Annotated in this window: 19 protein-coding genes and 1 tRNA gene; 7 read left to right on the top strand and 13 right to left on the bottom strand. The window is 60.8% G+C overall.

Translation table 11 applies throughout. From position 1 onward, the window contains the following. Position 1: 1 nt before the first annotated feature. The 4 genes from TR61_RS01275 to TR61_RS01260 all read left to right on the top strand — a co-directional run bounded on the left by TR61_RS01275 (position 2) and on the right by TR61_RS01260 (position 4,236). On the top strand, positions 2-1,036 hold the full coding sequence (locus TR61_RS01275) for a cysteine synthase A (RefSeq protein ID WP_050927735.1): 1,035 nt from the start codon (positions 2-4) through the stop codon (positions 1,034-1,036). Further along, a complete protein-coding gene (locus tag TR61_RS01270) occupies positions 1,036-3,369 on the top strand; it encodes a DUF3772 domain-containing protein (protein ID WP_050927734.1) in 2,334 nt (777 codons plus the stop codon). Before TR61_RS01275 ends, TR61_RS01270 begins: the two co-directional genes overlap by 1 nt. Further along, positions 3,369-4,088: an alanyl-tRNA editing protein gene (locus TR61_RS01265; RefSeq protein WP_050927733.1), complete on the top strand. Its 720-nt coding sequence runs from the start codon at positions 3,369-3,371 to the stop codon at positions 4,086-4,088. Before TR61_RS01270 ends, TR61_RS01265 begins: the two co-directional genes overlap by 1 nt. 58 nt (positions 4,089-4,146) lie before the next feature. Next, a tRNA-Ser gene (locus tag TR61_RS01260) sits at positions 4,147-4,236 on the top strand. A gap of 256 nt (positions 4,237-4,492) precedes the next feature. On the opposite strand, the gene TR61_RS01255 is transcribed toward TR61_RS01260, so the two are convergent. From TR61_RS01255 to TR61_RS01220, 8 genes are all read right to left on the bottom strand, one after another. Further along, positions 4,493-5,611, bottom strand: coding sequence for a serine hydrolase domain-containing protein (locus TR61_RS01255; RefSeq protein WP_245626789.1), 1,119 nt, complete (start codon positions 5,609-5,611; stop codon positions 4,493-4,495). A 44-nt stretch (positions 5,612-5,655) separates the two neighbouring features. Beyond that, positions 5,656-6,489 carry a CPBP family intramembrane glutamic endopeptidase gene (locus TR61_RS01250; protein WP_050927731.1) on the bottom strand — a complete coding sequence of 278 codons (834 nt, stop codon included), beginning with the start codon at positions 6,487-6,489 and terminating at the stop codon, positions 5,656-5,658. Between the two features lie 193 nt (positions 6,490-6,682). Further along, positions 6,683-6,928, bottom strand: coding sequence for a MoaD/ThiS family protein (locus tag TR61_RS01245; protein WP_050927730.1), 246 nt, complete (start codon positions 6,926-6,928; stop codon positions 6,683-6,685). Between the two features lie 3 nt (positions 6,929-6,931). After that, positions 6,932-9,181 (bottom strand): xanthine dehydrogenase family protein molybdopterin-binding subunit, encoded by a 2,250-nt coding sequence (locus tag TR61_RS01240; RefSeq protein ID WP_050927729.1) that lies wholly within the window; start codon positions 9,179-9,181, stop codon positions 6,932-6,934. Next, entirely contained in the window at positions 9,181-9,660 is a 480-nt protein-coding gene (locus TR61_RS01235) for a (2Fe-2S)-binding protein (protein WP_050927728.1), read from the bottom strand. The genes TR61_RS01240 and TR61_RS01235 overlap by 1 nt, the downstream gene beginning before the upstream one ends. Further along, positions 9,660-10,520 carry an FAD binding domain-containing protein gene (locus TR61_RS01230; RefSeq protein WP_050927727.1) on the bottom strand — a complete coding sequence of 287 codons (861 nt, stop codon included), beginning with the start codon at positions 10,518-10,520 and terminating at the stop codon, positions 9,660-9,662. The genes TR61_RS01235 and TR61_RS01230 overlap by 1 nt, the downstream gene beginning before the upstream one ends. A gap of 58 nt (positions 10,521-10,578) precedes the next feature. Next, a complete protein-coding gene (locus TR61_RS01225; RefSeq protein WP_050927726.1) occupies positions 10,579-10,962 on the bottom strand; it encodes a nuclear transport factor 2 family protein in 384 nt (127 codons plus the stop codon). A gap of 10 nt (positions 10,963-10,972) precedes the next feature. Then, positions 10,973-13,432: a GcvT family protein gene (locus TR61_RS01220; RefSeq protein WP_050927725.1), complete on the bottom strand. Its 2,460-nt coding sequence runs from the start codon at positions 13,430-13,432 to the stop codon at positions 10,973-10,975. Positions 13,433-13,620: 188 nt separating this feature from the next. On the opposite strand from TR61_RS01220, the gene TR61_RS01215 reads away from it, so the two are divergent. Together TR61_RS01215 and TR61_RS01210 are read left to right on the top strand one after the other, a co-directional pair. Continuing rightward, positions 13,621-14,400: a methyltransferase domain-containing protein gene (locus TR61_RS01215; RefSeq protein WP_050927724.1), complete on the top strand. Its 780-nt coding sequence runs from the start codon at positions 13,621-13,623 to the stop codon at positions 14,398-14,400. Continuing rightward, positions 14,397-14,987 carry a GNAT family N-acetyltransferase gene (locus tag TR61_RS01210; RefSeq protein ID WP_050927723.1) on the top strand — a complete coding sequence of 197 codons (591 nt, stop codon included), beginning with the start codon at positions 14,397-14,399 and terminating at the stop codon, positions 14,985-14,987. The genes TR61_RS01215 and TR61_RS01210 overlap by 4 nt, the downstream gene beginning before the upstream one ends. A 12-nt stretch (positions 14,988-14,999) precedes the next feature. On the opposite strand, the gene TR61_RS01205 is transcribed toward TR61_RS01210, so the two are convergent. From TR61_RS01205 to TR61_RS01185, 5 genes are read right to left on the bottom strand one after another with little or no spacing between them, the layout of a single operon-like run. Then, positions 15,000-15,791, bottom strand: coding sequence for a phytanoyl-CoA dioxygenase family protein (locus TR61_RS01205; protein ID WP_050927722.1), 792 nt, complete (start codon positions 15,789-15,791; stop codon positions 15,000-15,002). Beyond that, positions 15,784-17,160 carry an aminotransferase gene (locus tag TR61_RS01200; RefSeq protein ID WP_245626788.1) on the bottom strand — a complete coding sequence of 459 codons (1,377 nt, stop codon included), beginning with the start codon at positions 17,158-17,160 and terminating at the stop codon, positions 15,784-15,786. Before TR61_RS01200 ends, TR61_RS01205 begins: the two co-directional genes overlap by 8 nt. 14 nt (positions 17,161-17,174) lie before the next feature. Then, positions 17,175-18,353, bottom strand: coding sequence for an aminomethyl transferase family protein (locus tag TR61_RS01195; protein WP_050927720.1), 1,179 nt, complete (start codon positions 18,351-18,353; stop codon positions 17,175-17,177). Beyond that, positions 18,350-19,867 (bottom strand): phytoene desaturase family protein, encoded by a 1,518-nt coding sequence (locus TR61_RS01190; RefSeq protein ID WP_050927719.1) that lies wholly within the window; start codon positions 19,865-19,867, stop codon positions 18,350-18,352. Before TR61_RS01190 ends, TR61_RS01195 begins: the two co-directional genes overlap by 4 nt. After that, complete coding sequence (locus TR61_RS01185; protein ID WP_050927718.1) at positions 19,864-21,501, bottom strand: phytoene desaturase family protein; 1,638 nt, start codon at positions 21,499-21,501, stop codon at positions 19,864-19,866. The genes TR61_RS01190 and TR61_RS01185 overlap by 4 nt, the downstream gene beginning before the upstream one ends. 128 nt (positions 21,502-21,629) lie before the next feature. On the opposite strand from TR61_RS01185, the gene TR61_RS01180 reads away from it, so the two are divergent. Further along, positions 21,630-22,268, top strand: coding sequence for a TetR family transcriptional regulator C-terminal domain-containing protein (locus TR61_RS01180; protein ID WP_050927717.1), 639 nt, complete (start codon positions 21,630-21,632; stop codon positions 22,266-22,268). Positions 22,269-22,270 lie beyond the last annotated feature (2 nt).

Here is a 22,270-nt window from a genome sequence, read left to right as displayed (position 1 = left end):
CATGCGTATCGCACAGGATCTGGCCGACGCGGTTGGCAACACACCTTTGATCAAACTGCGCAAGGTCAGCGAGGAAACGGGTTGCGAGATCCTGGGCAAGGCCGAGTTCATGAACCCCGGTCAGTCGGTCAAGGATCGCGCGGCACTGTTCATCATCCGCGACGCCATCGCGCGTGGTGAATTGAAGCCGGGTGGAACAATCGTGGAAGGCACCGCCGGGAATACCGGCATCGGACTTGCGCTTGTTGGCGCGTCCATGGGGTTCAAGACGGTCATCGTCATCCCCGAAACCCAGTCCGAAGAAAAGAAGGACATGCTGCGCCTTGCCGGGGCCGAGCTGGTTCAGGTGCCTGCCGCACCCTATCGCAACCCCAATAATTTCGTGCGTTATTCCGAAAGGCTGGCGCGCGAGTTGAACAAGACCGAACCGAACGGCGCGATCTGGGCCAACCAGTTCGACAATGTCGCCAATCGTCAGGCCCATATCGAAACCACCGGCCCCGAGATCTGGGAACAGACCGACGGGAAAGTCGATGGGTTCATCTGTGCCTGCGGATCGGGCGGGACGCTGGCCGGCGTGGCCGAAGCGTTGCAGCACAAGGGTGTGAAAATCGGTCTGGCCGATCCGATGGGCGCGGGGCTTTATTCCTATTACACGACCGGCGAGATCAAGATGGAAGGCGGCTCCATCGCCGAGGGGATCGGCCAGGTGCGGATCACCAAGAACCTGGAAGGGCTGACGCCCGACTTCAATTACCAGATCCATGACGAGGAAGCGCTGCCATATGTCTTCGACCTGCTGCGCGAAGAGGGACTGGTTTTGGGTGGGTCTTCCGGCATCAACATCGCCGGCGCCGTGCGACTGGCGCGGGAATTGGGGCCGGGTCATACGATCGTGACGATCCTTTGTGACTATGGCACGCGGTATCAATCCAAGCTGTTCAATCCTGATTTCCTGCGTGAGAAAGAGCTTCCTGTGCCCGATTGGATGACGCGGGCGCCGGCCTCCATTCCCGGTGTGTTCGAGGACGTATGATGCGCCGCACTTTCCGATGGCTGACCTTTGTCTTTGCCCTTTTGACGGCATCGGCCGTTTGGGCTCAGGGTGAGGCGGGGCAAGGCGTTGATTTCGAACAGTGGCAAGTGCTTGCCCAACGCGCGGAAGGGGCTATTGATGCCGGTCGCGCGTCTGATGCCGCGTTTGAAGCAGTGCGCGCTGAACTGGTGCGCAGCAGGCAGGCCTTTCTTGAAGCCAGTCGGGTCAACGCCGAGCGGATCAGCACGCTGCAATCGCAAATCAATGCTTTGGGGCCTCTGCCCGAAAGCGGAGAGGAACCGGCGGAAATAGCAGCCAGGCGGGCCGAACTGAACCGGCAGCTGCAGGCCGCCCGTGCACCGATCCTTGCAGCAGAGGAGGCTTACAATCAGGCCGATGGGCTGATCCGCGAGATTGACGGAATTCTGGCAGAGCGGCGCGCGGATGATCTTCTGGCGCGCGGCCCCTCTCCGTTGAACCCGATCCTGTGGCCACCGGCCTTTGAACGGCTGACGGGTGCATGGGGCGAGGTTCTGGGGGAATTCGGACGGGCCTGGCAGGGCGACGCGACGCGTCAGGAGTTTCAGGACAATCTTCCTCTGATCGGTGTCCTGTTGGGCCTGGGGCTGGTGTTGATCATCAAAAGCCGCCCTTGGGTGCTGCGTCTGGCCAATTATCTCAGGCGGTTCGGTGGAACAGGTGCCGGCGTTTGGAGTTTTCTTCTGTCGCTGGGCCGCATCGTGTTTCCGGTCATCGGGATCATCTTCATCACCGAGGCGCTTTTTGCCACGGGGTTGGTGGGACTGCGGGGCACACGTGTTCTGGAAAGCCTGCCGATCTGGGGTGCGGTTCTTCTTGGGCTGCGCTGGCTGTGCGAACGGCTGTTTTCCCGAAATGACGACGACGCGCTGATCCCGTTTTCCGCCGAAAGACGAACAGAGCTGCGGTTCTACGGCACGCTTCTGGCAGTGCTTTATGTTGTTAGGGACATCCACACCACCCTGATGGAGATTGGCAATAGCAGCGATGTGGAGCGCCAGACCCTGGCCTTCCCGGTCCTGGTGGTTGCGGCGATCATCCTCTTCCGCTTGGGTCAAATCCTGGTCAGCGGCCCAAAGATAGCAGATGCGAACGAAAGTGAACCCGTGACACCCACGGGTTTCGAGCGGTTTCTGAAACTGTTTGGTCAGGCGTCGATTGCAGTCGCGGTCGCCGCGCCGGTGGTTGCAGCGGTTGGATATACCCATCTGGCCATGGCCATCCTGTACCCGACCATTCAGTCGCTGGCGCTCTTTGGTCTGGTGGTCGTTCTTCAGCGCTTCTTTGCGGATCTTTATGGGTTGATCTCGGGCAAGGGCGCGGCTGGACGCGACAGCCTGGTGGCTGTGTTGATCGGGTTCCTTCTGATTGTCGTCCAGCTTCCCTTCCTGGCTCTGATCTGGGGCATGCGGCCGGCCGAACTGCTGGAGATCTGGACGCTCTTCAATGAAGGCTTTGCCCTTGGGGAGACACGGATCTCTCCGTCCAATTTCCTGGCGTTCGTCCTGATTTTCGTCGCGCTCTACATGCTGACGCGCCTGTTCCAGGGCGCGTTGAAGACATCGCTTTTGCCCAAGACCAAGCTGGATACCGGCGGGCAGAATGCGGTGGTGTCCGGCGTGGGGTATCTGGGGATTTTCCTAGCTGCCCTGGCCGCGATCACCGGCGCGGGCATCGACCTGAGCGGTCTGGCCCTTCTGGCCGGTGCGCTGAGCGTTGGCATCGGTTTTGGCCTGCAGAATATCGTGCAGAACTTCGTGTCGGGCATCATCCTGCTGATCGAGCGCCCCATCGCCGAAGGTGACTGGATCGAGGTGAACGGCAGCATGGGCTATGTGCGGGATATCTCGGTACGCTCCACCCGCATTGAAACCTTTGACCGTACGGATGTGATTGTTCCCAATGCCGATTTCGTCAGCGGGACCGTAACGAATTATACCCGAGGCAACACCGTCGGACGGGTGATCGTGCCTGTAGGCGTGGCCTATGGAACCGATACGCGGAAGGTTGAGGCCATCCTGCGCGAAATTGCCGAGGCGCATCCGATGGTTCTGGCCAACCCCGCACCCAATATCGTGTTCCAGGGCTTTGGCGCGGATTCCCTTGATTTCGAGATTCGCGCAATTCTGCGGGACGTGAACTGGGTTCTTTCGGTCAAATCCGACATGAACCATGAAATCGCGAAACGCTTTGTCGAAGAAGGGATCGAGATCCCCTATGCCCAACGCGATATCTGGATCCGCAACCCCGAAGCCCTGACGGGCGGCGGCGGCCACGGTGGAGAGGAAAGCTGATGACTGAACCACTCTATCTGCAAGACGCCTATCTGCGCAAAGCCACCGGGCGCGTCGTGGCCCATACACCTGAAGGCGGCATCGTTCTGGATCAATCGGTGTTCTATCCGACCTCAGGCGGGCAGCCCGGCGATAGCGGTCATATCACCTGGGATGGGGGAGAGATGCCGGTGGCGTCGGCTGCGAAGGCCGATGGCGGTGCCATTGCCCTCGTTCCCGGCGCCGCGCATGGGCTACCGCCCATCGGGGCCGACGTGCTGCAGGAAATCGACTGGACCCGTCGCTTTGCCCATATGCGAGTGCATACGGCGCTGCATCTTCTGTCGGTTGTGGTGCCTTTGCCTGTGACCGGTGGGTCGATTTCCGTGGGCAAAGGGCGCCTGGACTTCGACATGCCTGATGCCGAGATCGACAAAGACGCGCTGGCCGCGCAGTTGAACGAGATCGCTGCGCGGGATCTTGCGGTGACGGAAGACTGGATCACCGATGCCGAGCTTGATGCACAACCCGAACTGGTCAAAACCATGTCTGTTGCACCGCCGCGCGGGGCAGGGCGCGTCAGGCTGGTGCGCATTGGTTCCGGGGACGATCAGGTCGATCTGCAGCCCTGTGGCGGGACACATGTGAAATCGACGGCTGAAATCGGCGTCATGCGTATCGGTAAGACCGAGAAAAAGGGCCGTCAGAACCGACGCATCTATTTGCACGTCGAGGGCTGATCTTTCCTTGATTTGCGCCTTGCAATGGCGCGCGCGATCTTGCAAAAGTCGGCCCCACGGAGCGGTGGCCGAGTGGTCGAAGGCGCACGCCTGGAAAGTGTGTAGGCGGGAGACCGTCTCCAGGGTTCGAATCCCTGTCGCTCCGCCACAATATAGCGCATTGATTTCAAAAGGCTCTGCGCCTCTGGTGTTGTGGTGAGATTTCCACGGCTTTCCTGACCCTTTGTCCGTTACAGGCCTGAAATCACGGGTGAGCTGTCCATTCGTAACCTCAGGCCAAAGCCGGCAGCCGAAAGCGCCACTATTTAATTAATTGCGCCGGTCACCGTTCGGTTTCCCAGGAGAGCCATTTTTCGAGTTCACGAACCAGATTTTGTCGCTTCCGTCGCCGCTCAGGGATCTGATTATTGGTTTTCACGCCTGTCGACATTGCCGATCGCCAGATCGGCCAGCGCCGCCTCTAAGGCAGGCACAAGGTCTGTGCTGCCCACATCGGTGTTGATCTGGAACGCGACCGTTACGCCGTGATCGGCGTAGTGGCGCAGGCTGGAGACATAGCCGGGGATCCAGCCACCGTGCCCATAGACAGGACCCCGCGGTGTCGTGGTGTAGATCGCTATGCCTGTCCCGTAGAAAATGCCGGGCGCGTCTTGAGAAACAGGAACGGCGTCGAGCAGCCTGTCGAGATAGGGCTCCTTCATCGCCTCTCCTTCGAACAGCGCATGACCCCAGATGGCGAGGTCACGCGAGGTGGAGAGAAAACCGCCGCCCGTCCATTCCATGCCCGGATCCCAAAGCAGGCGGCCCGCGTCGTCCGCTGTTCTTGGCGGCAATCCGAAGGGATTGTCGTTTGCAACATAGCCTATGGCGAGCCCCGGCAGGTCGGGACGGTCCGAAGGGGCGGTCTGGTCCAGTGACAGCGGGACAAGAAACCTCGAGCCCACAAGGTCGTAGAAGCTGCGTCCGCTGACCTCTTCGATGACGAGTCCGAGGAGCAAATACCCGGTATCGGAGTAAGCCCAGCCCGAACCGGCCGGAAACAGGGGGTCCGCACCAAGAACAAAACTGATGGCCTCTTCGGGTCGCATCGCGGCGCCACCTGTCGCTGTGCGCGCGCGCATTTCGGCCTGAAAGGTTGCGAGGTAAACGTGGTCGGGCAGGCCCGACCCATGGTGCAGAAGGTCGCGCAGCGTCATGGTGTCGTGGTTGGGCAGACGTCCGAACCACTCGCGCTCGCCAAGATACCGCGCGACAGGATCGTCTGCAGACAAAAGGCCGTCGTCTTCCAGCGCCAGCACTGCCATCGCGACGAAGCTCTTGCCGATGCTCGCCGCCAGCATTGGTGTGTCCGGGGTCATTGGCGTCCCGGCCTCACGATCCGACACGCCAATGGCGGCCGTCACGATAAGCCCATCGGGCGATGCGATGGCGGCCGTCGCACCCGGGAAGCCGTATTTTTCGTGAAACCCGGTTAACACGTTCTGCAGGCGGGTCTGAAGCGTATCGGCGGCGACAGGTGTCATGAAGGCAGATATCGTTGCGATTAAGACGGAGAGGATGCCGTGCCTCATTGCCGATCTTCCCCCGGGATCATTTCCGTCATCGCACCATCGCGCGAGAACATCTCGTCGCGTTTCCACCAGATTATGATGATCGCCACGCCGGTGAGGATCCAGCTGTCCCACGGCTGCGCGTCCGGCCAGAACGGGTTGATGAGTTGCCAGTGGAACAGCATCGGAAGAAGAAGGCTGCCACGAGCCGCGTTGAAGATCGGCGTCACGAGAACGGCCAGCGTGATGTTGCCGATCAGGAAAGGAAGGAAGCTCCAGTTCTCGTAAACCACGCCGGCGAGGTAGAAGGCGGGCAGGTGCCAGACACCCCAAATCGTGCCGATCAGCGCCCCGGTCCAGAACGGAACAAGGAAGCGCTGCAGCAAGGGCTGCGCGACGCCGCGCCAGCCGAATTCCTCGATCGGCCCGAGAAACAGCATCATCAACATGAGCCCAAACATGGCACCTGCACCCTCGGGCGGGATCGGAGCGAAGAGCGGTCCACCCTTGATCAGCGATCCGGCCATGAAGACAAGCGGAATCCCGAGCAGGATGAACAGCCACCACACGCCTGGGCAGCGCCACATCAGAAGTCGCGAGCAGAAGCGTTTCAAACCGGAAAATCCAGCAGAGATCAGCACAACCGATAGCCCGGCGATCGCCGGAGCCCAGGTGGCGATAAAATAGAGCGGATGCGAGCCGCTGACCGCACCGAAACGGGCGCTCATGGCGTCAGGCCAGAGAATGTAGCTACCGATAATGCCCCAGGTGATCGCAAAGGTTATGGCGACGAATACGAAGATCTTCACCAGATCACGTGTGTTGTCATGACGGGCTTGCAGCGTTGACAAAGCGAATCTCCCCAATGCCAGTTGCGCCCCGATTGTAATTTAGTATTGCGGCTTCGTCTGTGATCCGGCTCAAGGCAACAGGACCTTCATATGTTGCGGCCAGCGCCACGGTAAGGCCCCGTGCTGAGAACGTCCGGTATCAGACCCGTTCTCTCTGCCGAACTCTTCTACCTTGCCGGGCCTGCGCGGTGTGCTAACCGCCTTTCAGCCGGGCCAGCAAAACAACCTCGCTGTCTTCGCGGATGGGCGTGAACCAGCTGTCGTTGTAAATCCTGCCGTCGATTGAGACCGAAACACCACGGTCCAGTTGCGGGCGCATCGCTGGATAGGCTGCGGCCAGCCCATCCAGCAATTCGCGCAGGTTCTTCGCCTCGATCTCGACCTGTGACTGATCGTCGGCGAAAGCCGCCAACGATCCCCAGATCTTGACCTGTACCATGGCTCAGCCCTTGGCGTGCAGGGCTGCCAGCAGCTTCGGCGGAGACATCGGCAGGTCCGTCATTCGGACGCCCGCCGCGGCCGATACCGCATTGGCGACAGCCGCAAGCGGGGGGACAATCGAGGTTTCGCCCACACCTCGAACGCCATAGGGGTGGCCGGGGTTCGGGATCTCCAGAATGACCGCGTCGATCATCGGAAGGTCTGAGGCCACCGGAACGCGGTAATCCAGGAAACCGGCATTCTGCAGAATGCCGTCATCACCATAGATATACTCCTCGTTCAATGCCCAGCCGATGCCTTGCGCCGCACCGCCCTGGAACTGCCCTTCGACATAGGCCGGGTGGATCGCCTTACCCGCGTCCTGGAACACGGTATAGCGCAGGATTTTCGCGGCACCTGTATCCGGGTCGACCTCCACATCGCACATATGGGTGGCAAAGCTGACGCCGGCACCCTCGGGGTTGGCCTCGTGATGGCCGGCGATGGGGCCGCCGGTGTTGGACGCGGTCTCAGCAATCTCGGCCAGGGTCATGGGCGGGAATTTTCCGGCATTGGGGCCTGCTGGCTGTGCGGCGCCATCGACCCATTCCACGGCCTCTTCATCGATGCCCCAGATCATCGCGGCGCGCTTGCACATTTCGCGCTTAGCCGCGCGGGCGGCTTCGATCGTGGCCAACCCCACCGCGAAAGTAACGCGAGAGCCGTCCGTGACCTCGTTCTGACCCAAGCTGCCCGTGTCGGCGACGATGGTGCGGACCTTCTCATAGGGAATGCCCAGCTCTTCAGCCGCCATCATCGACATGGACGCGCGGGAGCCGCCAATATCCGGGTTGCCTTCGGAGACGGTCACGGTGCCATCCGGCGTGATGTTCAGCGTCACACAGGTATCGCCGCCAAAGTTGAACCAGAAGCCACAGGCCACACCGCGGCCCTGGTTCTCGCCCAGGGGCGCGGACCAATGCGGATGGTCCTTGGCGGTGCGCAAGGTCGCTTCCAACCCGATGGCGGGGTAGGTGGGCCCGTAAGACGCCTTCGTGCCTTCACGCGCCGCGTTTTTCAGGCGCACTTCCAGCGGGTCGAGGCCGAAATGGCGGGCCAGTTCGTCAATCGCGCTTTCCACGGCAAATGCGGCCATGGGCGCACCCGGCGCGCGGTATGCGGCGGCTTTGGGACGGTTGGTGACAATGTCCCAACCAATCGTTTTCACATGCTCCAGATCATAGGGCGCAAAGGCCGACATGGCGCCGAATTCGACGGGTGATCCGGGATAGGCGCCGCCCTGGTAACGCATTTCGGCAAAGCCGGCGGTGATCTTGCCGTCTTTGGTCATACCGATTTTCACGTCGATGGAGGTCGATGCGGTCGGCCCCGTCGCGCGCAGCACCTCGGAGCGTGTCATGACCATTTTCACCGGGCGGCCGGATTTCTTGGCCAGCATCAGCGCGACAGGTTCCAGGAAAAGCGTGGTCTTCCCACCGAACCCACCGCCGATTTCTGACGCGGTGACGCGCAGCTGGCCTTGTTCGATCCCGAGGATCGCAGCACAGGTATTGCGCACCATGTAATGGCCTTGCGTACAGACCCACAGATCGCCCTGACCATCCGGACCCATCTGCGCCAGACACGCGTGAGGTTCGATATAACCCTGGTGCGTGGCTTCGGTTTTATACGTTCTTTCAACTACATGATCGGCGTTCTTCAACCCCTCTTCGGGGTCGCCATGGCCAAACTCATAACGCGACAGCACATTCGGCGACATGCCCGCAGGCACGGTTTCATCGCTACGGCCTTCATGCAGAACGGGCGCGCCGTCCTCGATCGCCTCATCCACGTCTGTCACGTGATCCAGCTTTTCATAGGTCACGTCGATCAGCTTCAAAGCCTCCCGCGCGATCTTGGTCGAGGACGCAGCCACAGCCGCAATCGCATGCCCGTCATAGAGCGCCTTTGCGCCCGCCATGCAGTTATCGAGGATATCAGCGGTGAAATCGTCATCCGTGATTTCGCGGAAATCCTTGCGCGTGACCACGGCATGTACGCCCGCAAGGGCTTCGGCCTTGGACGTATCGATCGACACGATCCGCGCATGTGCGTGTGGGCTGCGCAGGATCAATCCCGTGAGCATCCCGGGCGCGGACATGTCCGCCCCGAACCGCGCGCGGCCTGTCACCTTGTCGATGCCGTCAGGCCGGGCAGGGCGGGTGCCCACGACTTTGAATTGGGGAAGATCCGATTTGCTGTCGAGTGCCATTACGCTGCCTCCCGCATCTCTTTGGCCGCATCCATCACGGCGCGAATGATTTTGTCATAACCGGTGCAGCGGCAGAGATTGCCCGCCAGCCAATACCGTGTCTCTTCTTCGGTCGGGTCGGGGTTTTTCTCCAAGAGCGACTTGGCCGCAACCAACAGACCCGGTGTGCAGATCCCGCATTGGAGCGCTGCATGTTCGATGAACTTCTTCTGCAGCACATGCAGGTTTTCACCCTGCGCCATGCCTTCGATCGTACCGATCTCTTGCCCTTCGGCCTCGGCCCCCAGCACCAGGCAGGAACAGACCAGCCGCCCGTTCAAAGTAACCGAACAGGCGCCGCAATCGCCCGTGCCGCAGCCTTCTTTCGACCCGGTCATGCCCAGCCGGTCGCGCAGCACATCCAGCAGGGTTTCATCCGGCTCGCACAGGAATTCCGTGGGATCGCCGTTGATCGTGGTTGTCACATGAACCTTGGTCATCATTTGCCTCCTGCACGGGTTTTGGCGATCTTGGTCGCGCGGCGGGCCAGAACGCCTGCCACATGGGTGCGGAATTCTACCGTTCCGCGTTTGTCGGAAATCGGCGTGGCGGCTGCACTACAGGCTTTGGCCACCGCCTCCAGCACGGCGTCATCCAGCGTGGTGCCGATCAACGCCTCTGCCGCCTCGGGCACAAGGATCACGGTGGGCGCAACCGCACCCAGCGCGACCCGCGCATCGGTGCATGTGCCGTTTTCGTCCAGCGTCACCGATACGCCGCAACCCACGACGGCAATGTCCATTTCGGTGCGCGGGATAAAGCGCAGATAGGCATCGCCCGACCGGTCAGGCCGTGCAGGTAAAAAGATCGAAGTGACGAATTCGCCCGGTGCGAGGGACGTTTTGCCAGGACCTGTCGGCACTTCGGCCACGGGCAGGTCGCGCTGGCCATTCGGGCCGGCAATCCGCGCCACCGCATTCGCGGCCACCATAGCGGGCACAGAGTCCGCGGCGGGTGAGGCGTTGCACAGGTTACCCGCCATCGTCGCGCGGCCCTGGATCTGGGTTGACCCGATGAGACCCGCAGCCTCAACCACGCCGGGCCAGGCGGCGACCAGATCGGCATTTTCGGACATTTCAGCGCCCGAGACCCCGGCGCCGATCCGAAAACCGCCATCTTCGTGCAGAATGTCGCGCATCCCTTCGATACGTTTGATGTCCACGATGGCATCGGGTTCGGCAAAGCCCGATTTCATGCGCACCAAAAGGTCGGTGCCCCCGGCAAGGATGCGGCAATCGCCCGTCTGGGCTGCCAGCATGGCCACAGCATCGTCGACCGTTGTCGGTGAGAGATAGTGCATGTCGTTCCCTCCTGATTTCACGTTTGGGATCCGAGATCCGCGAGTCGTTTGTCCAAGCCTATTCCTGCTCCAGAGTATTTGCACCCGCCATATAGACGGAAACGCGCGAAAAACGCCCGTTTCGGATATCGAAGAAATTGCAGTTCGACTTGTGTGTGAGCGACCCGTCATGTTCGGTATTTTCCACCAGGAACTGGGCCGCGATCCGTTCCGCCAAAGGGTCGGCCACATATCTGAACTGGTGGTGCCGCACCGCCTTGTGATTGGCCCAAAGCCGTTTGAGCATCCCGGAAATCTCATCCGTCCCGTTCAGCACAACACCATGGGTTTCCACGGTAAAGCAGCAATCTTCGGTGAGTGTGGCCAGAACGCCGGGCAGGTCCTCGGCATCGACGGCGGTGAAATACCGCGTGACCAAGGCGATCTGATCTTCCGCTGTCATGGGCGGGTCCCTAGCATTTGATCTTCTCCATCCCCGGATCATAAAGCGGCTTCAGCGAGGCCGTCGCGGGGTATTTCACATCGGCAATCTCGATGAACCAGTCGCTGTTATTCACGATGTCCGCCGTCAGCGGCTCATCCAATTCGGCAAATCCGATGCCAACGGCCCCGCCCAGAGAATGGCCATAGCCGCCCACCTGAATATACCCGACCTGCCGGTCGCCCAGATAGATCATCTCGTTGCCATACATAAGCGGTTCGGGGTCTTTCAGCAGGAATTGCAGCATCCGGGTTTTCGGCGTGCCCTGCGCCTTGATCTCGGCCAGCGCGTCGCGACCGATAAAGCCGCCGGGTTTGTCCAGCTTCACGGCAAAGCCAAGCCCAGCCTCGATCGGGTTGTCGGTGTTGTCCACATCAATGCCGAAGTCACGATAGGCCTTCTCAAGCCGCAGGGAATTCAGCGTCTGCATTCCCGCATCGCGCAGGCCCAGATCCTTGCCCGCTTCCTTGATCAGGTCATAGGTCTGCACCGCATGGACCGTGGGCACGTGCAGCTCCCAGCCCAGTTCGCCGATGAAGGTCACGCGGTAGGCCAGCACATTGGCATAGCCCACATCGATCTCCCGCGCGGTCATGAAGGGGAAGCCCTCATTCGACAGGTCCGCGCCTGAAATCCGCTGCAGCAATTCGCGCGATTTGGGACCATGCACGTTGATCTGGGTCCGGCCAAAAGTGACATCCGTGATCACCACGAACTCACCGTCCTGCACATTGCGGCGCATCCGCATCTCGGTATGACCGTGGGAGTTTTCGCCCACCACGACCATGTATTTGTCCTGCGCCAGCCGCGTGACAGTCAGATCCGCCTCGAAGCCACCACGTTCATTGACCCAGGCGGTGTAGACAACGCGCCCCACCTCCACATCCACCTCGTTGCACGACAGGCGGGACATCAGCGCGCAGGCATGCGGGCCTTCGACCATGAAGCAGGACATGGTCGACATATCCATCACGATCACATCCTCGCGCGCCGCGCGGTGTTCTTCGGCGTGCCAGTCAAACCAATTCTGGCGATACCAGCTGAGCTTGTCGATCTTGGCTTCTTCCGGGGAGGGCGCAAACCAATCCGGCATCTCCCACCCATGGCCTTCGGTGAAATAGGCGCCATTGGCCTTGAGCCGATCGTGCAGGACCGAGCGTTTGACGTCGCGCGCGGTCTTGAACCCTTCATTATGGAAATGCTGGCCAAAGAGCTTGCCCAGGAGTTCCGGCGTGCGATCCCGGCGAAAAGCAGGCGTCGCCTCGCATTTGGTGAAACGGTTCACGTTGATGCCTGTCACGTCGATGGGCGGCAGTCCGTCGACAATCCAATGGGCCAGAACCATACCGGTACCCGCGCCGTTCAGAATGCCCAGGCTATTCATGCCGCAGGCGACCCAGAGGTTGCGCATCTCAGACGTCGGCCCGACCAGAGGCGCCAGATCGGGGGTGAAGCTTTCCGGGCCGCAGAAGAGTTTTTTCACCCCGTAATTCATCGTTTCCGGCACGCGGGAATAAGCCTTTTCCAGATCCGGGCCGACGCGGTTCCAATCCGGTTCGATCTCTCCAAACTGGAAGTCATCGGGAATGCCGTCCAGCTTCCAGGCGGCCGCGCCGGGCTCAAAAAGACCCAGCATCATGCCCCCCACTTCCTCGCGGTAATAGGTATAGGTGGACGGGTCTTCCAGCACCGGCAGATCGCGGGGCAGATCGGGAATGGCTTCGGTAATTAAGTAATAATGTTCAGCGGCTTGCAGCGGCAAGTTCACGCCGTGTTTCTCACCCAGTTGCCGAGACCACATGCCCCCGCAGATCACGACATTCTCGGCCGTGATCACCTGCCCATCTTGTGTCCGCACGCCGGTGGCGGTGCCGTTCTTCGACAGGATCTCGGTCACCCGCACCCCTTCGAAAATGCGCGCGCCGCCCATGCGCGCACCTTTGGCAAGCGACATGGTGACATCCACAGGGTTCGCGCGCCCATCTTCGGGGATCAGAAACGCGCCCAGCACATCGGACAGATCGCCGATGGGGAACATGTCCTGGGCTTCCTTCACCGACACTTCGTGATTGTTGATCCCGAAGCGACGCATGAAGGCCGCCACGCGCCGCATCTCGTGCAGGCGTTCCTCATTCGTGGCGATCTGCAGATATCCCACATCACGGAACCCGGTCGGAATGCCTGTTTCCTGTTCCAGATTGGCATAGAGGTCGCGCCCATGGGTATAGATCGCGCATTCGGCCTCCGATTTCAAAAGCCCGGCTACGATCAGTCCGGCAGCGTGCCAGGTCGTGCCAGAGGTCAGCTGACCCTGTTCCAGAACGATCACATCTTTATGACCCAGCTTGGTCAGATGATAGGCCGTATTCGTCCCGATCGACCCGCCGCCGATAATCACGGTCTGGGCATGGCTGGGCAGGGTGTCCGACATCAAACTCTCCTTCAGAATGTCGCCTTTTTCGTGTCCTAGCAAGCGTCTGACCGCAATTCAATTGATTGAATGTCCATTCAATGGGCAAATGTCGATTTCCCCCGAGACTGCTTAGCAAAAGGGCTTGTGACCTGTTCGCAAAGCTTAAATAGTTATCGCAAAGCGCTGCAAAACAGGGGGAACACGCGATGTCGGACGAAGATCTCTATACCACTCAGCATATTGATTTTCTTGAAGAGCTTTGGGGCGAAGGGTTTCTGTCTCCCGGCGGACCGGACGAAGTGGCGCGCGTTTTTCAGGGTGTGGACATCGCGGGCAAGCATGTCATGGATATCGGCTGTGGCTCGGGCGCGATTGCTGTGTCGCTTGTGCGCGATTACGGCGCGGCGCATGTCACCGGCATTGATGTAGAGGATCCGGTGTGCAACGCCGCTCGTGCGCGCGCGGAAGGGGCAGGGGTCGCGGACCGGATTACCATCCAGAAGGTCACCCCGGGGCCGTTCCCGTTTAAAGACGCCACGTTTGACGTGGTCGTATCCAAGGATTCCATCATCCATATCCCCGACAAGGAAGCGATGGCCATGGATGCGTTCCGTGTGTTGAAACCGGGCGGGCAGTTCGCGGCCTCGGATTGGCTGATGTCGCATGACGGCCCGCCGTCGGATCAGATGGCCGAGTATATCGCGGCCGAAGGTCTGGATTTCGCGATGGCTTCGCCCGAACGCTATGCGAAGGCCATGGCGGATGCCGGTTTTGTCGATGTGGAACTGGTGAACCGCAATCCGTGGTATGCGGACGTTGCTGCGGGCGAATTGGCGGAACTGTCTGGCCCAAATCGCCCCCGATGGGAGGAAAAACACGGCAAGGATTTCATCGCCCATCAGGTCGAGATCTGGGAGAAACTGGTGGGCGTGCTGCGCAAGGGCGAGCATTGTCCGCACCATATCCGGGGCCGCAAACCCGCATGATCACGCCGCTTCCTCCTGAGGCGCTGGTGCTTGAGACGGACCGTCTGCGCCTGCGACCCTGGGGGGATGGTAACGCTGACTTTGGCCGCGATCTTCTGATGGACGCGCGCGTCATGCGCTATGTCACGGGCGATCCGCTGTCGGCGGAAGACGCCGACAAACACCTTGCCCAGGCGGCCAGACGCGGGGCAGGCGGACGCATCGGTATCTGGTGTGCGGAACTGAAGACAACCGGGGAACCCATTGGCGATGGCGTTCTGACGCCGATCCCGGTGGAAGACGTCGATGTGGACTGGTCGCAGGTGGTGCCGGATGCCTACCCCACAGACCAGATCGAAGTCGGCTATCTTCTGAAACCGTCCGCCTGGGGGCAAGGTTACGCAACAGAGATCTGCAGATGCCTTTTGCGGTTCGGGTTCGAGCAAACCAGCCTTGAGTTGATCGTTGCCTGCACCGATCTTGAAAATCACGCCTCGAAGCGCGTTTTGTCCAAGGCCGGCATGTATTCCTATGGCACCGGGCGCGCCTATGCTGAAGACGTGGCATGGTTCGAACTGCCCCGCAGCGATTGGGCGGCGCGGCAGTAGTAACACGCGGGTTCAGCTGTCGTAAAAATGACCGTCCGGATCGCCGGGATAGACGCCCAGATACGGCCCGTGCGACTGGTACCCCATCAACCGCCGGATAGGGTCGGGGTAACTGTCGGCCACCTCGCGCGGGATGGTGAGGTAATGGTTTTCCTCCTGGCGAAGCCAGCCCAGCGAATAGGTTGTGATCAGCCCCGTGCGCGGCACTTCGGTGTTGTTCTTGCCGCCCGCGTGTACCGAACGGCCTAGATAAAACAGAACCGATCCGCGCGGCATCACAGCTTGCGTGACTTGATCGTCGGTGATGCTGTCGATCTCACGCATGTCCTGCGATCCGGGCACGACGCGCGTGGCCCCGTTTTCCAGGGTGAAATCCGTCAGCGCGACCATGGCTGAGATCTGGAATTCGACGCCCGGGATGCGGATGGGATAGAAGTCATCGTCCCGATGCAGCACCTGGTTGCCTTCGCCCGGCATGATCTCAATCGCGGTGGACGACCCGATGCGATAGACCTCGCAATGGCGTTTGAGCACATGATCCGCCACGCCAAGGATCAGCGGATGGGCAAGGACATTCGCCGCCGCACGGCTGATGCCCAAAATCCCGCTGAGCCGCCGCGTTTTGTAGCCGTTGAAATCATTGGTGAATCTCAACCCCTGCTCATCAAACGGCCCGCGCAAATCGGTCAGAACCGCGTCGATCAGATCCGGCTCGAACAGGGTTTCGACAATGACCGCACCATCGGCCAGAAGGCGTTGGCCAACGGCATCCGCATCGGGGGGAAGGCGCGCGATATCAGGCATTGTATTCATCGCTGATCTGTCTCAGCCCTTCTTCCATGATGTCGAACATGGTGTCGATTTCCTCCATGCTGATGACCAGCGGCGGGGAAAAGACCGCCATATTGCCGAAAGGCCGCAGCAAGAGGCCCATCTTTTCGCAGGCATCATCCAGCTTCTGGCCGAACTGCAAGTGCGCGTCATAGGTCTCGCGCTCCAGATCGGGGCGGCATTCGATGCATCCCAGCAACCCTTCGCCCCGCACATCGCCCACGATGTCGAATTTTTCGCCGATCTGGTGCAGCCGTTCCTGGAAATGCGGCGTGACCCGGCGGACATGGCCAAGGATGTCTTCACGCTCCATGATCTCGATGTTTTTCAGCGCGGCGGCGCAGCTGACCGGATGCCCGGAATAGGTATAGCCGTTGTAAAACACGTCGTCGCCATCGACATCCTGCATCCGCTCCATCAGCGCGTCCGAGATGATGCAGGCCCCAAGCGGCAGATAACCGGAGGTCAGCCCCTTGGCGCAGGTGATCATGTCGGGAACGATGTCGTAAACCTCTTCCGAGGCGAACCAGTGGCCCAACCGGCCAAAGCCTGTGACCACCTCGTCCGAGATATAGAGGATGTCGTGCTTGCGGCAGATATCGAGTGTGCGTTTGTGATAGCCTTTGGGGGGCACGATCACGCCGCCGGAACACAGGATCGGTTCGGCGATGAAGGCGCCGATCCTGTCCGGCCCCACTTCGGCGATCAGGTTTTCCAGATCGGCGACCTTCGCGTCGCACCAGGCCTCGACACTCATGCCCTTCGGCCGGTGATACGGGTTCACGTCCGGCAAAAAGCGAACGATATCAGCGTTATCGAACTTGGTCTTGAACCGTTCTTTCCCGGTGACGGTCGAGGCCAGATAGGTCGATCCGTGATACCCTTTCTCGCGGGCAATGATGATCTTCTTTTTCGGTCGGCCCAGACGGTTGTTCAGAAACTGCACGGCGCGCAAGGCCGTGTCCACGGCGGTGGAGCCACCCGTTGTGAAATGCACTGTATTCAGATCGCCCGGTGTCATATCGGCGATCTTCTTGGCCAGCACCGCCGCCGGGCTGGTCGTGAAGGCCCAGGGGGAGGCATAGGGCATTTCCATCGCCTGTTTGGCGATGGCATCCGCCATTTCCTGCCGCCCGTATCCGATCTGGACACACCACATGCCGCCAGGACCGTCGATGTATTTCTGGCCCTGATCGTCCCAGACATAGATGCCATCGGCCGTGTTTACGCGCATGTATTCGTCATTGCGCCAGCCGTCGACGCTGCCCCAGGGGTGCAGGTGGTGGTCGCGGTCCCAGTCGGTCAAATCCTGGGACGAGGGGCTATTGGCGAGATCGTTCATCACAGTCTCCTTCATCAGATACGGGCCGGGGGCGTGGCACGGGCGCGGGGCGGCGCGAAGAACGCGCCCTGAATCGGGGTCAACCGGGCCATGCGGGTGTCCCATTTGCCTTCTTCAAGGGTATAGATTTCGGCCCAAAGATCGCTTGGGCGCTTCCCGGCCCAGGGCATTTGGACATGGGCCAGCGCGATGTTGCGTTTGGCCGTCGGTGACCAGAGGCCCGAGGTGATGTGGCCGACCTCGCGCTTTTTGCGATGATAAATCAGCGCGCCTTTGGCGGGTTTGAAGCCTTCCACATCGACCTTCATCACCACGCTGCGCGGGGCGTCCTTGGCCTTCAACAGGGCACGTCGGCCGTTGAAATGGCCCTTGTCCAGATGGACGAGACGGCCGAAGCCCAGCTCATACGGTGTCAGGCCGCGATGCAGCCTCTCGGTTCCGCGCGCGGGCTGGAAATCGACGCCTGCGGTCAGGAATCCCGCTTCAAGCCGGGCGTAATCCACCGCCTCATAGCCGATGGCGCGCAGACCCCAGAGATCACCCGCCGCCCAGATCTTGTCCCAGACAGCCAGGGCGTCGTCCCAGGGCATCCAGATCTCATAGCCCAGATCGCCGGTGAAGCCCGTGCGGGAGATCAAAATGCCCGGCGCAACCTCGGCCATGTCAAAGGGCCGCAGCGCGCTGACATCCCAGCCGGCGCTTTCGAGAACGGCGAAGGTGGAGGGGCCTTGCAGCGCAAAGCCCGCAACCTCTTTGCTTTCGTCGGTGATCTCGACATCAAACCCCCAGGCCGCATCAAGAAGCCAGGTCAGCATCTGTTCCTGACAGCACAGCCGCCAGTCATCATCGGCGAAGCGGAACAGCGTGCCATCGTCGATGACCATGCCTTCCTCGTCACACCATAAGGTGTATCCAACGCGGTTCGTCCCGATCTTCGTGATATCGCGCGTCATCATGCGGTTCAGCATCGCTTGGGCCTGCGGCCCGCGAATGCGGTATTTGTGCATGGGTGAGACATCGAACAAAGAGGCCTGATTGCGCAGGGCGAAATATTCGAACTCCACCGTGTCCAGCACGGCAGGCGCGGCATAGCCTGCCCAGTCATACCAGGACTTGGCGCGGCTTTGCGCCTCGAGCCTTGGTTGCACGGGGCCGTCGATCAGCCCCAGTTTGGGATCGACAAAAAGGCTCATTTACCCACCTCCAAAGCCGCGCGGGCAGCATTGCGACCGGCCAGACCCATCAGATCTCCGCCCGGATGCGCGCCCGCACCACACAGATAGAGGCCCTCAGGCCCCATCGCATAACGGCCCATGCCATTGGCGGGGCGCAGCGTCAGAAGCTGGTCCAGCGCCATTTCCGCGTGATGCCAATGCCCGCCCGGCGCGCCGGTTTCCGCTTCGATCTGATCGGGGGTGATCACCTCGGCCTGCGCAACGGCGTCTTCCAGCCCGGGCAGATAGGGGGCAAGCGCAGAGAGAGTAACCGCGCGCAGCTTGTCTTTTGCGGCATCGGTCCAGCCGCCATCCAGATCGACGGGCGCATATTGGACCATGAGGGAGAAGGTCTGCGCGTCAATGCGCAGCGCTTCGATCACCGGAGCCTCGGACATCTGACGGTATTTCGCGGGATTGAACGCGCGTTCGACATATTCGGCCGTGGGCGCAAGGACCAGCCTGGCCGGACACATGTCGTCGGTCAGACCAGCGACAGACACGGGTTTGGTTAGTGTCAGGTTGATCTTGGCGACGGTTCCCTTGACGCGGATATTACGCAGGCGGCGCGCGGCTTCGATATCGAACGCGTCTACCCCGGCCATGTGCGCGGTACGCAAAGCGCCGGTACTGCTGAGAACGGTTTTTGTTTCGATCACGTCACCGCCGGTGGTCTCGACCGCCCGGACACGGTCACCAGCCAAAAGAATGCGTGCGACGCCAGCATTCAGTCGAATGTCGACACCGGCTTTCTGCGCGGCCCCCTCAAACGCTGTGACGACCGCCCCCATACCGCCCTCGGGCCATGTGACCTCGCCGCCATGGCCCATCCGGTAGATCAGTGAAAACACCGTTCCGGGCGAGCGCGGTCCCGCAAAACCGCCGCGCACGGCATCGGCGGCCATCATACCCGCCAATGGACCGTCTTTCAGATCATCGAGGATCAGGTCATAGGCGTTTGACAAAAGCATCTGCAGAAAGCGCCGCATCTCGGACTTGTCAATGCGTTTGAGCTTTCGTCCGATCCGGCCAAGGCGCCACAGCTCTTTCAGCCCGCTGATCGAGCTCAAGCGCCCTTCGATGCCCAGCGGGCCACCCTCCGCCAGACCGCGCAGGATATCGGCATAGCGGATCAACTGTCCGTTCAACTGCCGATAGGCCTCCGCTTCGGGGTGGGCGGAACCATCGGCCAGCTGCGCTTTTTGCCCCCGTATCACCACATGCGGCCCGTCAGGGTTCAGTGCCACCGTTGAAACCGGGGTCAGCTTGAAGGGCCATTTATGGGCGTCCATGCCAATTTCGCGACGCACCAGCGGGCTGAGGTTGTAAAGCAGATGCGCCATGCGCGCCCCGCCATCAGGCCCAGGCGCGGCCAGGCCACCCAGATGGCCTGACTGTTCAAGCAGGCAGACCTTCTTACCGCCGCGCGCAAGCACGCTTGCCGCCACAAGCCCGTTGATCCCGCCGCCGATAATCACCGCATCAAAGCTCATGCCGCATAACCTTTCATGCGGGTGTGCTTTGCCTCGCGCCGGATGATGGCGCGCGCAGCATTCGCCCCCGGCGCGCCCATCACGCCACCACCGGGGTGGGCGGAAGACCCGCACATGTAAAGCCCCTTGATGGGCGTGTCATATTGCGAATAGCCGGGCAGGGGGCGGTTGAAGAACAACTGGTCAAAGGTCAGCTCACCCTGGAAGATGTTGCCTTCGGTCAGACCCACCTCATTTTCCAGCTCCAACGGCGACCGCACCTCCATATGCAGGACCCGGTCGCGGATATCGGGGCAGGCAATGGCGATCTGATCCAACACCGTGTCCGCCATGGCCTTGCGGTGGGCATCATCCCAGTTCCTGCCCGCACGCGTGCCGTCGACTGCCAGATCATAGGGGGCGTATTGCACGAAGACCGTCATCATATGGCTGCCGGGCGGGGCCATCGTCGGGTCGATCTGGCTGGGGATCAGCATGTCGATATAGGGCTTCTCCGACCAGGTGCCGTTCTTCCAGTCGTCATAGGCGCGTTCCAGCTCCCACAGGGATTCCGAGGTATGCATGTCGCCCCGGATAAAGCTGGCATGTTCCGGCGCCGCGGGGAATTCCGGCAGCCGATCCAGCGAGAGATTCAGCTTGGCCGATGAGCCACGGATCTTGAACCGCTCCACCGCCTTTGTGAAATCCAGAGGCAGGGCATAGCGGTCCACATGTTCCAGGAAGGTCCGCTTCACATCCATGTTCGACGCGACGATGGGGGCGTAGAACTCCTTGCCGTCTTCAAGCGCGACGCCCACAACCTGCCCATTCTTCGTCAGGATCTCTTCGACGCCCGCACCTTTGTGGATCGTGCCGCCGTGATCTTCGAAACAGGCCCCAATAGCGTTTGAAATCGCGCCCATGCCGCCGCGCGCGAAACCCCATGCGCCGATGCCGCCGTCGATATCGCCCATGTAATGGTGCAGAAGCACATAAGCGGTGCCGGGCGAATAGACGCCCAGGCCGGTCCCGATGATACCGGGGCCAGCCAGATGGGCCTTGATCAGATCGTTCTCGAAGTACTCATCCAGAAAATCGCCAATGGACATGGTCCAGAAGCGCAGCGTTTCCCCCAGTTCCTTCTTGCCCAGACCGTGGGCCTTTTTGACAAGATACGCCATCTCACCCAGATCGCGCGGACGCATCGAAGTCGGATCGGGTGCGTCACGAAGCAGGAAGGGTCGGATGAACCGGCATTGCCGCATGATCGCCTGGTTATACGCCTGATAGGCATCCGCATCACGCGGGCAATGGCGCGCCATTTCCCGTTTCAGCGCATTCTTTTCGGAATAATAGGCGAAGTAATCGCCATCCTGCGTAAAGGTCGCCCCACCTTCATAGGGGATCACCTGAAGCCCGTATTTGGGAAGGTCCAGATCGCGCGCGATTTCGCGGCGCAAAAGAGAACAGACATAAGAGCAATTGGAATAGGTCCAGCCCTCATGCAGTGACCGGCTGACTGCGGCACCGCCGATCCAGTCGTTCTTTTCCACCACCAGCACCTGCAGACCGGCCCGCGCCAGATAGGCGGCCGCGGTCAGGCCGTTGTGCCCGGCACCAACGACAATCGCATCATATGAAGATTTCAGTGACATGGGCGATAGCCTAGCGAGCGGCCTGTGACTCGTAAAGTTTTTTTGAGCGCTCAAATAAATTTCGTGACGCCGCTTGCGCCAGATGGTTAAATATGTCCAGAAATCAGGCAGGTTTTAAGGAGCGCTTCATGTCCGAGGCCCAGTTGAAACGGCCCCGCAAAGAGCGGAAGGAAAATGCGGAACGACGCCGGCGGCAATTGCTGGACGCGGCGCGGAGGTCGATTCTGACCCATGGGCTGGCCAAGACGACCCTTGCAACGGTGGCCGATGAGGCGGGGCTCAGCCAGGGCGTGGCGGTCTTCTATTTCAAATCCAAAGCGGGGCTGCTGACAGAGACCTTGCGCGATCTTTACAGCGGTTACGAGGCCCTCTGGACTTCTGCATTGGAAGGGGCAGGGGACGACCCGGTGGATCAGCTTCGCGCCCTTCTCGATGCCGATTTCGAACCTGCCGCCTGTGGCCCGGATGTCCTGCCGCTGTGGTTCGCCTTCTGGGGCGAGCTGCATTTCACCCAAACCTATGACGAAGTGGCCGACAGTTTTGATACACGGCGCAGCGAGGCGCTTTCGGCGGTCTGGCGCTCGGTTCTGCGCGATGCGTCCGAGGAAGAGGCCGCGCAGATGGCCGAATGGATGGACACGCTGACCGACGGGTACTGGCAGCGGCTGCACCTTGCACCAGGCAGCTTTGATCGAAGGGACGCGCGCCGCGCTGCTCAGGAATGCATTGCACGGCTGGTGCCACAGCTGGGCCGCATCGCGGAGTGAAC

The organism is Aestuariivita boseongensis, assembly GCF_001262635.1.
Lineage (GTDB): Bacteria > Pseudomonadota > Alphaproteobacteria > Rhodobacterales > Rhodobacteraceae > Aestuariivita > Aestuariivita boseongensis.
This window is presented reverse-complemented; position numbering and strand designations above follow the sequence as displayed.

Coding starts and splice junctions, on each gene's coding strand:
- TR61_RS01275 (WP_050927735.1), top strand. CDS start 2: ATGCGTATCGCACAGGATCTGGCCGACGCGGTTGGCAACACACCTTTG.
- TR61_RS01270 (WP_050927734.1), top strand. CDS start 1,036: ATGCGCCGCACTTTCCGATGGCTGACCTTTGTCTTTGCCCTTTTGACG.
- TR61_RS01265 (WP_050927733.1), top strand. CDS start 3,369: ATGACTGAACCACTCTATCTGCAAGACGCCTATCTGCGCAAAGCCACC.
- TR61_RS01255 (WP_245626789.1), bottom strand. CDS start 5,611: ATGACACCTGTCGCCGCCGATACGCTTCAGACCCGCCTGCAGAACGTG.
- TR61_RS01245 (WP_050927730.1), bottom strand. CDS start 6,928: ATGGTACAGGTCAAGATCTGGGGATCGTTGGCGGCTTTCGCCGACGAT.
- TR61_RS01240 (WP_050927729.1), bottom strand. CDS start 9,181: ATGGCACTCGACAGCAAATCGGATCTTCCCCAATTCAAAGTCGTGGGC.
- TR61_RS01235 (WP_050927728.1), bottom strand. CDS start 9,660: ATGACCAAGGTTCATGTGACAACCACGATCAACGGCGATCCCACGGAA.
- TR61_RS01230 (WP_050927727.1), bottom strand. CDS start 10,520: ATGCACTATCTCTCACCGACAACGGTCGACGATGCTGTGGCCATGCTG.
- TR61_RS01225 (WP_050927726.1), bottom strand. CDS start 10,962: ATGACAGCGGAAGATCAGATCGCCTTGGTCACGCGGTATTTCACCGCC.
- TR61_RS01220 (WP_050927725.1), bottom strand. CDS start 13,432: ATGTCGGACACCCTGCCCAGCCATGCCCAGACCGTGATTATCGGCGGC.
- TR61_RS01215 (WP_050927724.1), top strand. CDS start 13,621: ATGTCGGACGAAGATCTCTATACCACTCAGCATATTGATTTTCTTGAA.
- TR61_RS01210 (WP_050927723.1), top strand. CDS start 14,397: ATGATCACGCCGCTTCCTCCTGAGGCGCTGGTGCTTGAGACGGACCGT.
- TR61_RS01205 (WP_050927722.1), bottom strand. CDS start 15,791: ATGCCTGATATCGCGCGCCTTCCCCCCGATGCGGATGCCGTTGGCCAA.
- TR61_RS01200 (WP_245626788.1), bottom strand. CDS start 17,160: ATGAACGATCTCGCCAATAGCCCCTCGTCCCAGGATTTGACCGACTGG.
- TR61_RS01195 (WP_050927720.1), bottom strand. CDS start 18,353: ATGAGCCTTTTTGTCGATCCCAAACTGGGGCTGATCGACGGCCCCGTG.
- TR61_RS01190 (WP_050927719.1), bottom strand. CDS start 19,867: ATGAGCTTTGATGCGGTGATTATCGGCGGCGGGATCAACGGGCTTGTG.
- TR61_RS01185 (WP_050927718.1), bottom strand. CDS start 21,501: ATGTCACTGAAATCTTCATATGATGCGATTGTCGTTGGTGCCGGGCAC.
- TR61_RS01180 (WP_050927717.1), top strand. CDS start 21,630: ATGTCCGAGGCCCAGTTGAAACGGCCCCGCAAAGAGCGGAAGGAAAAT.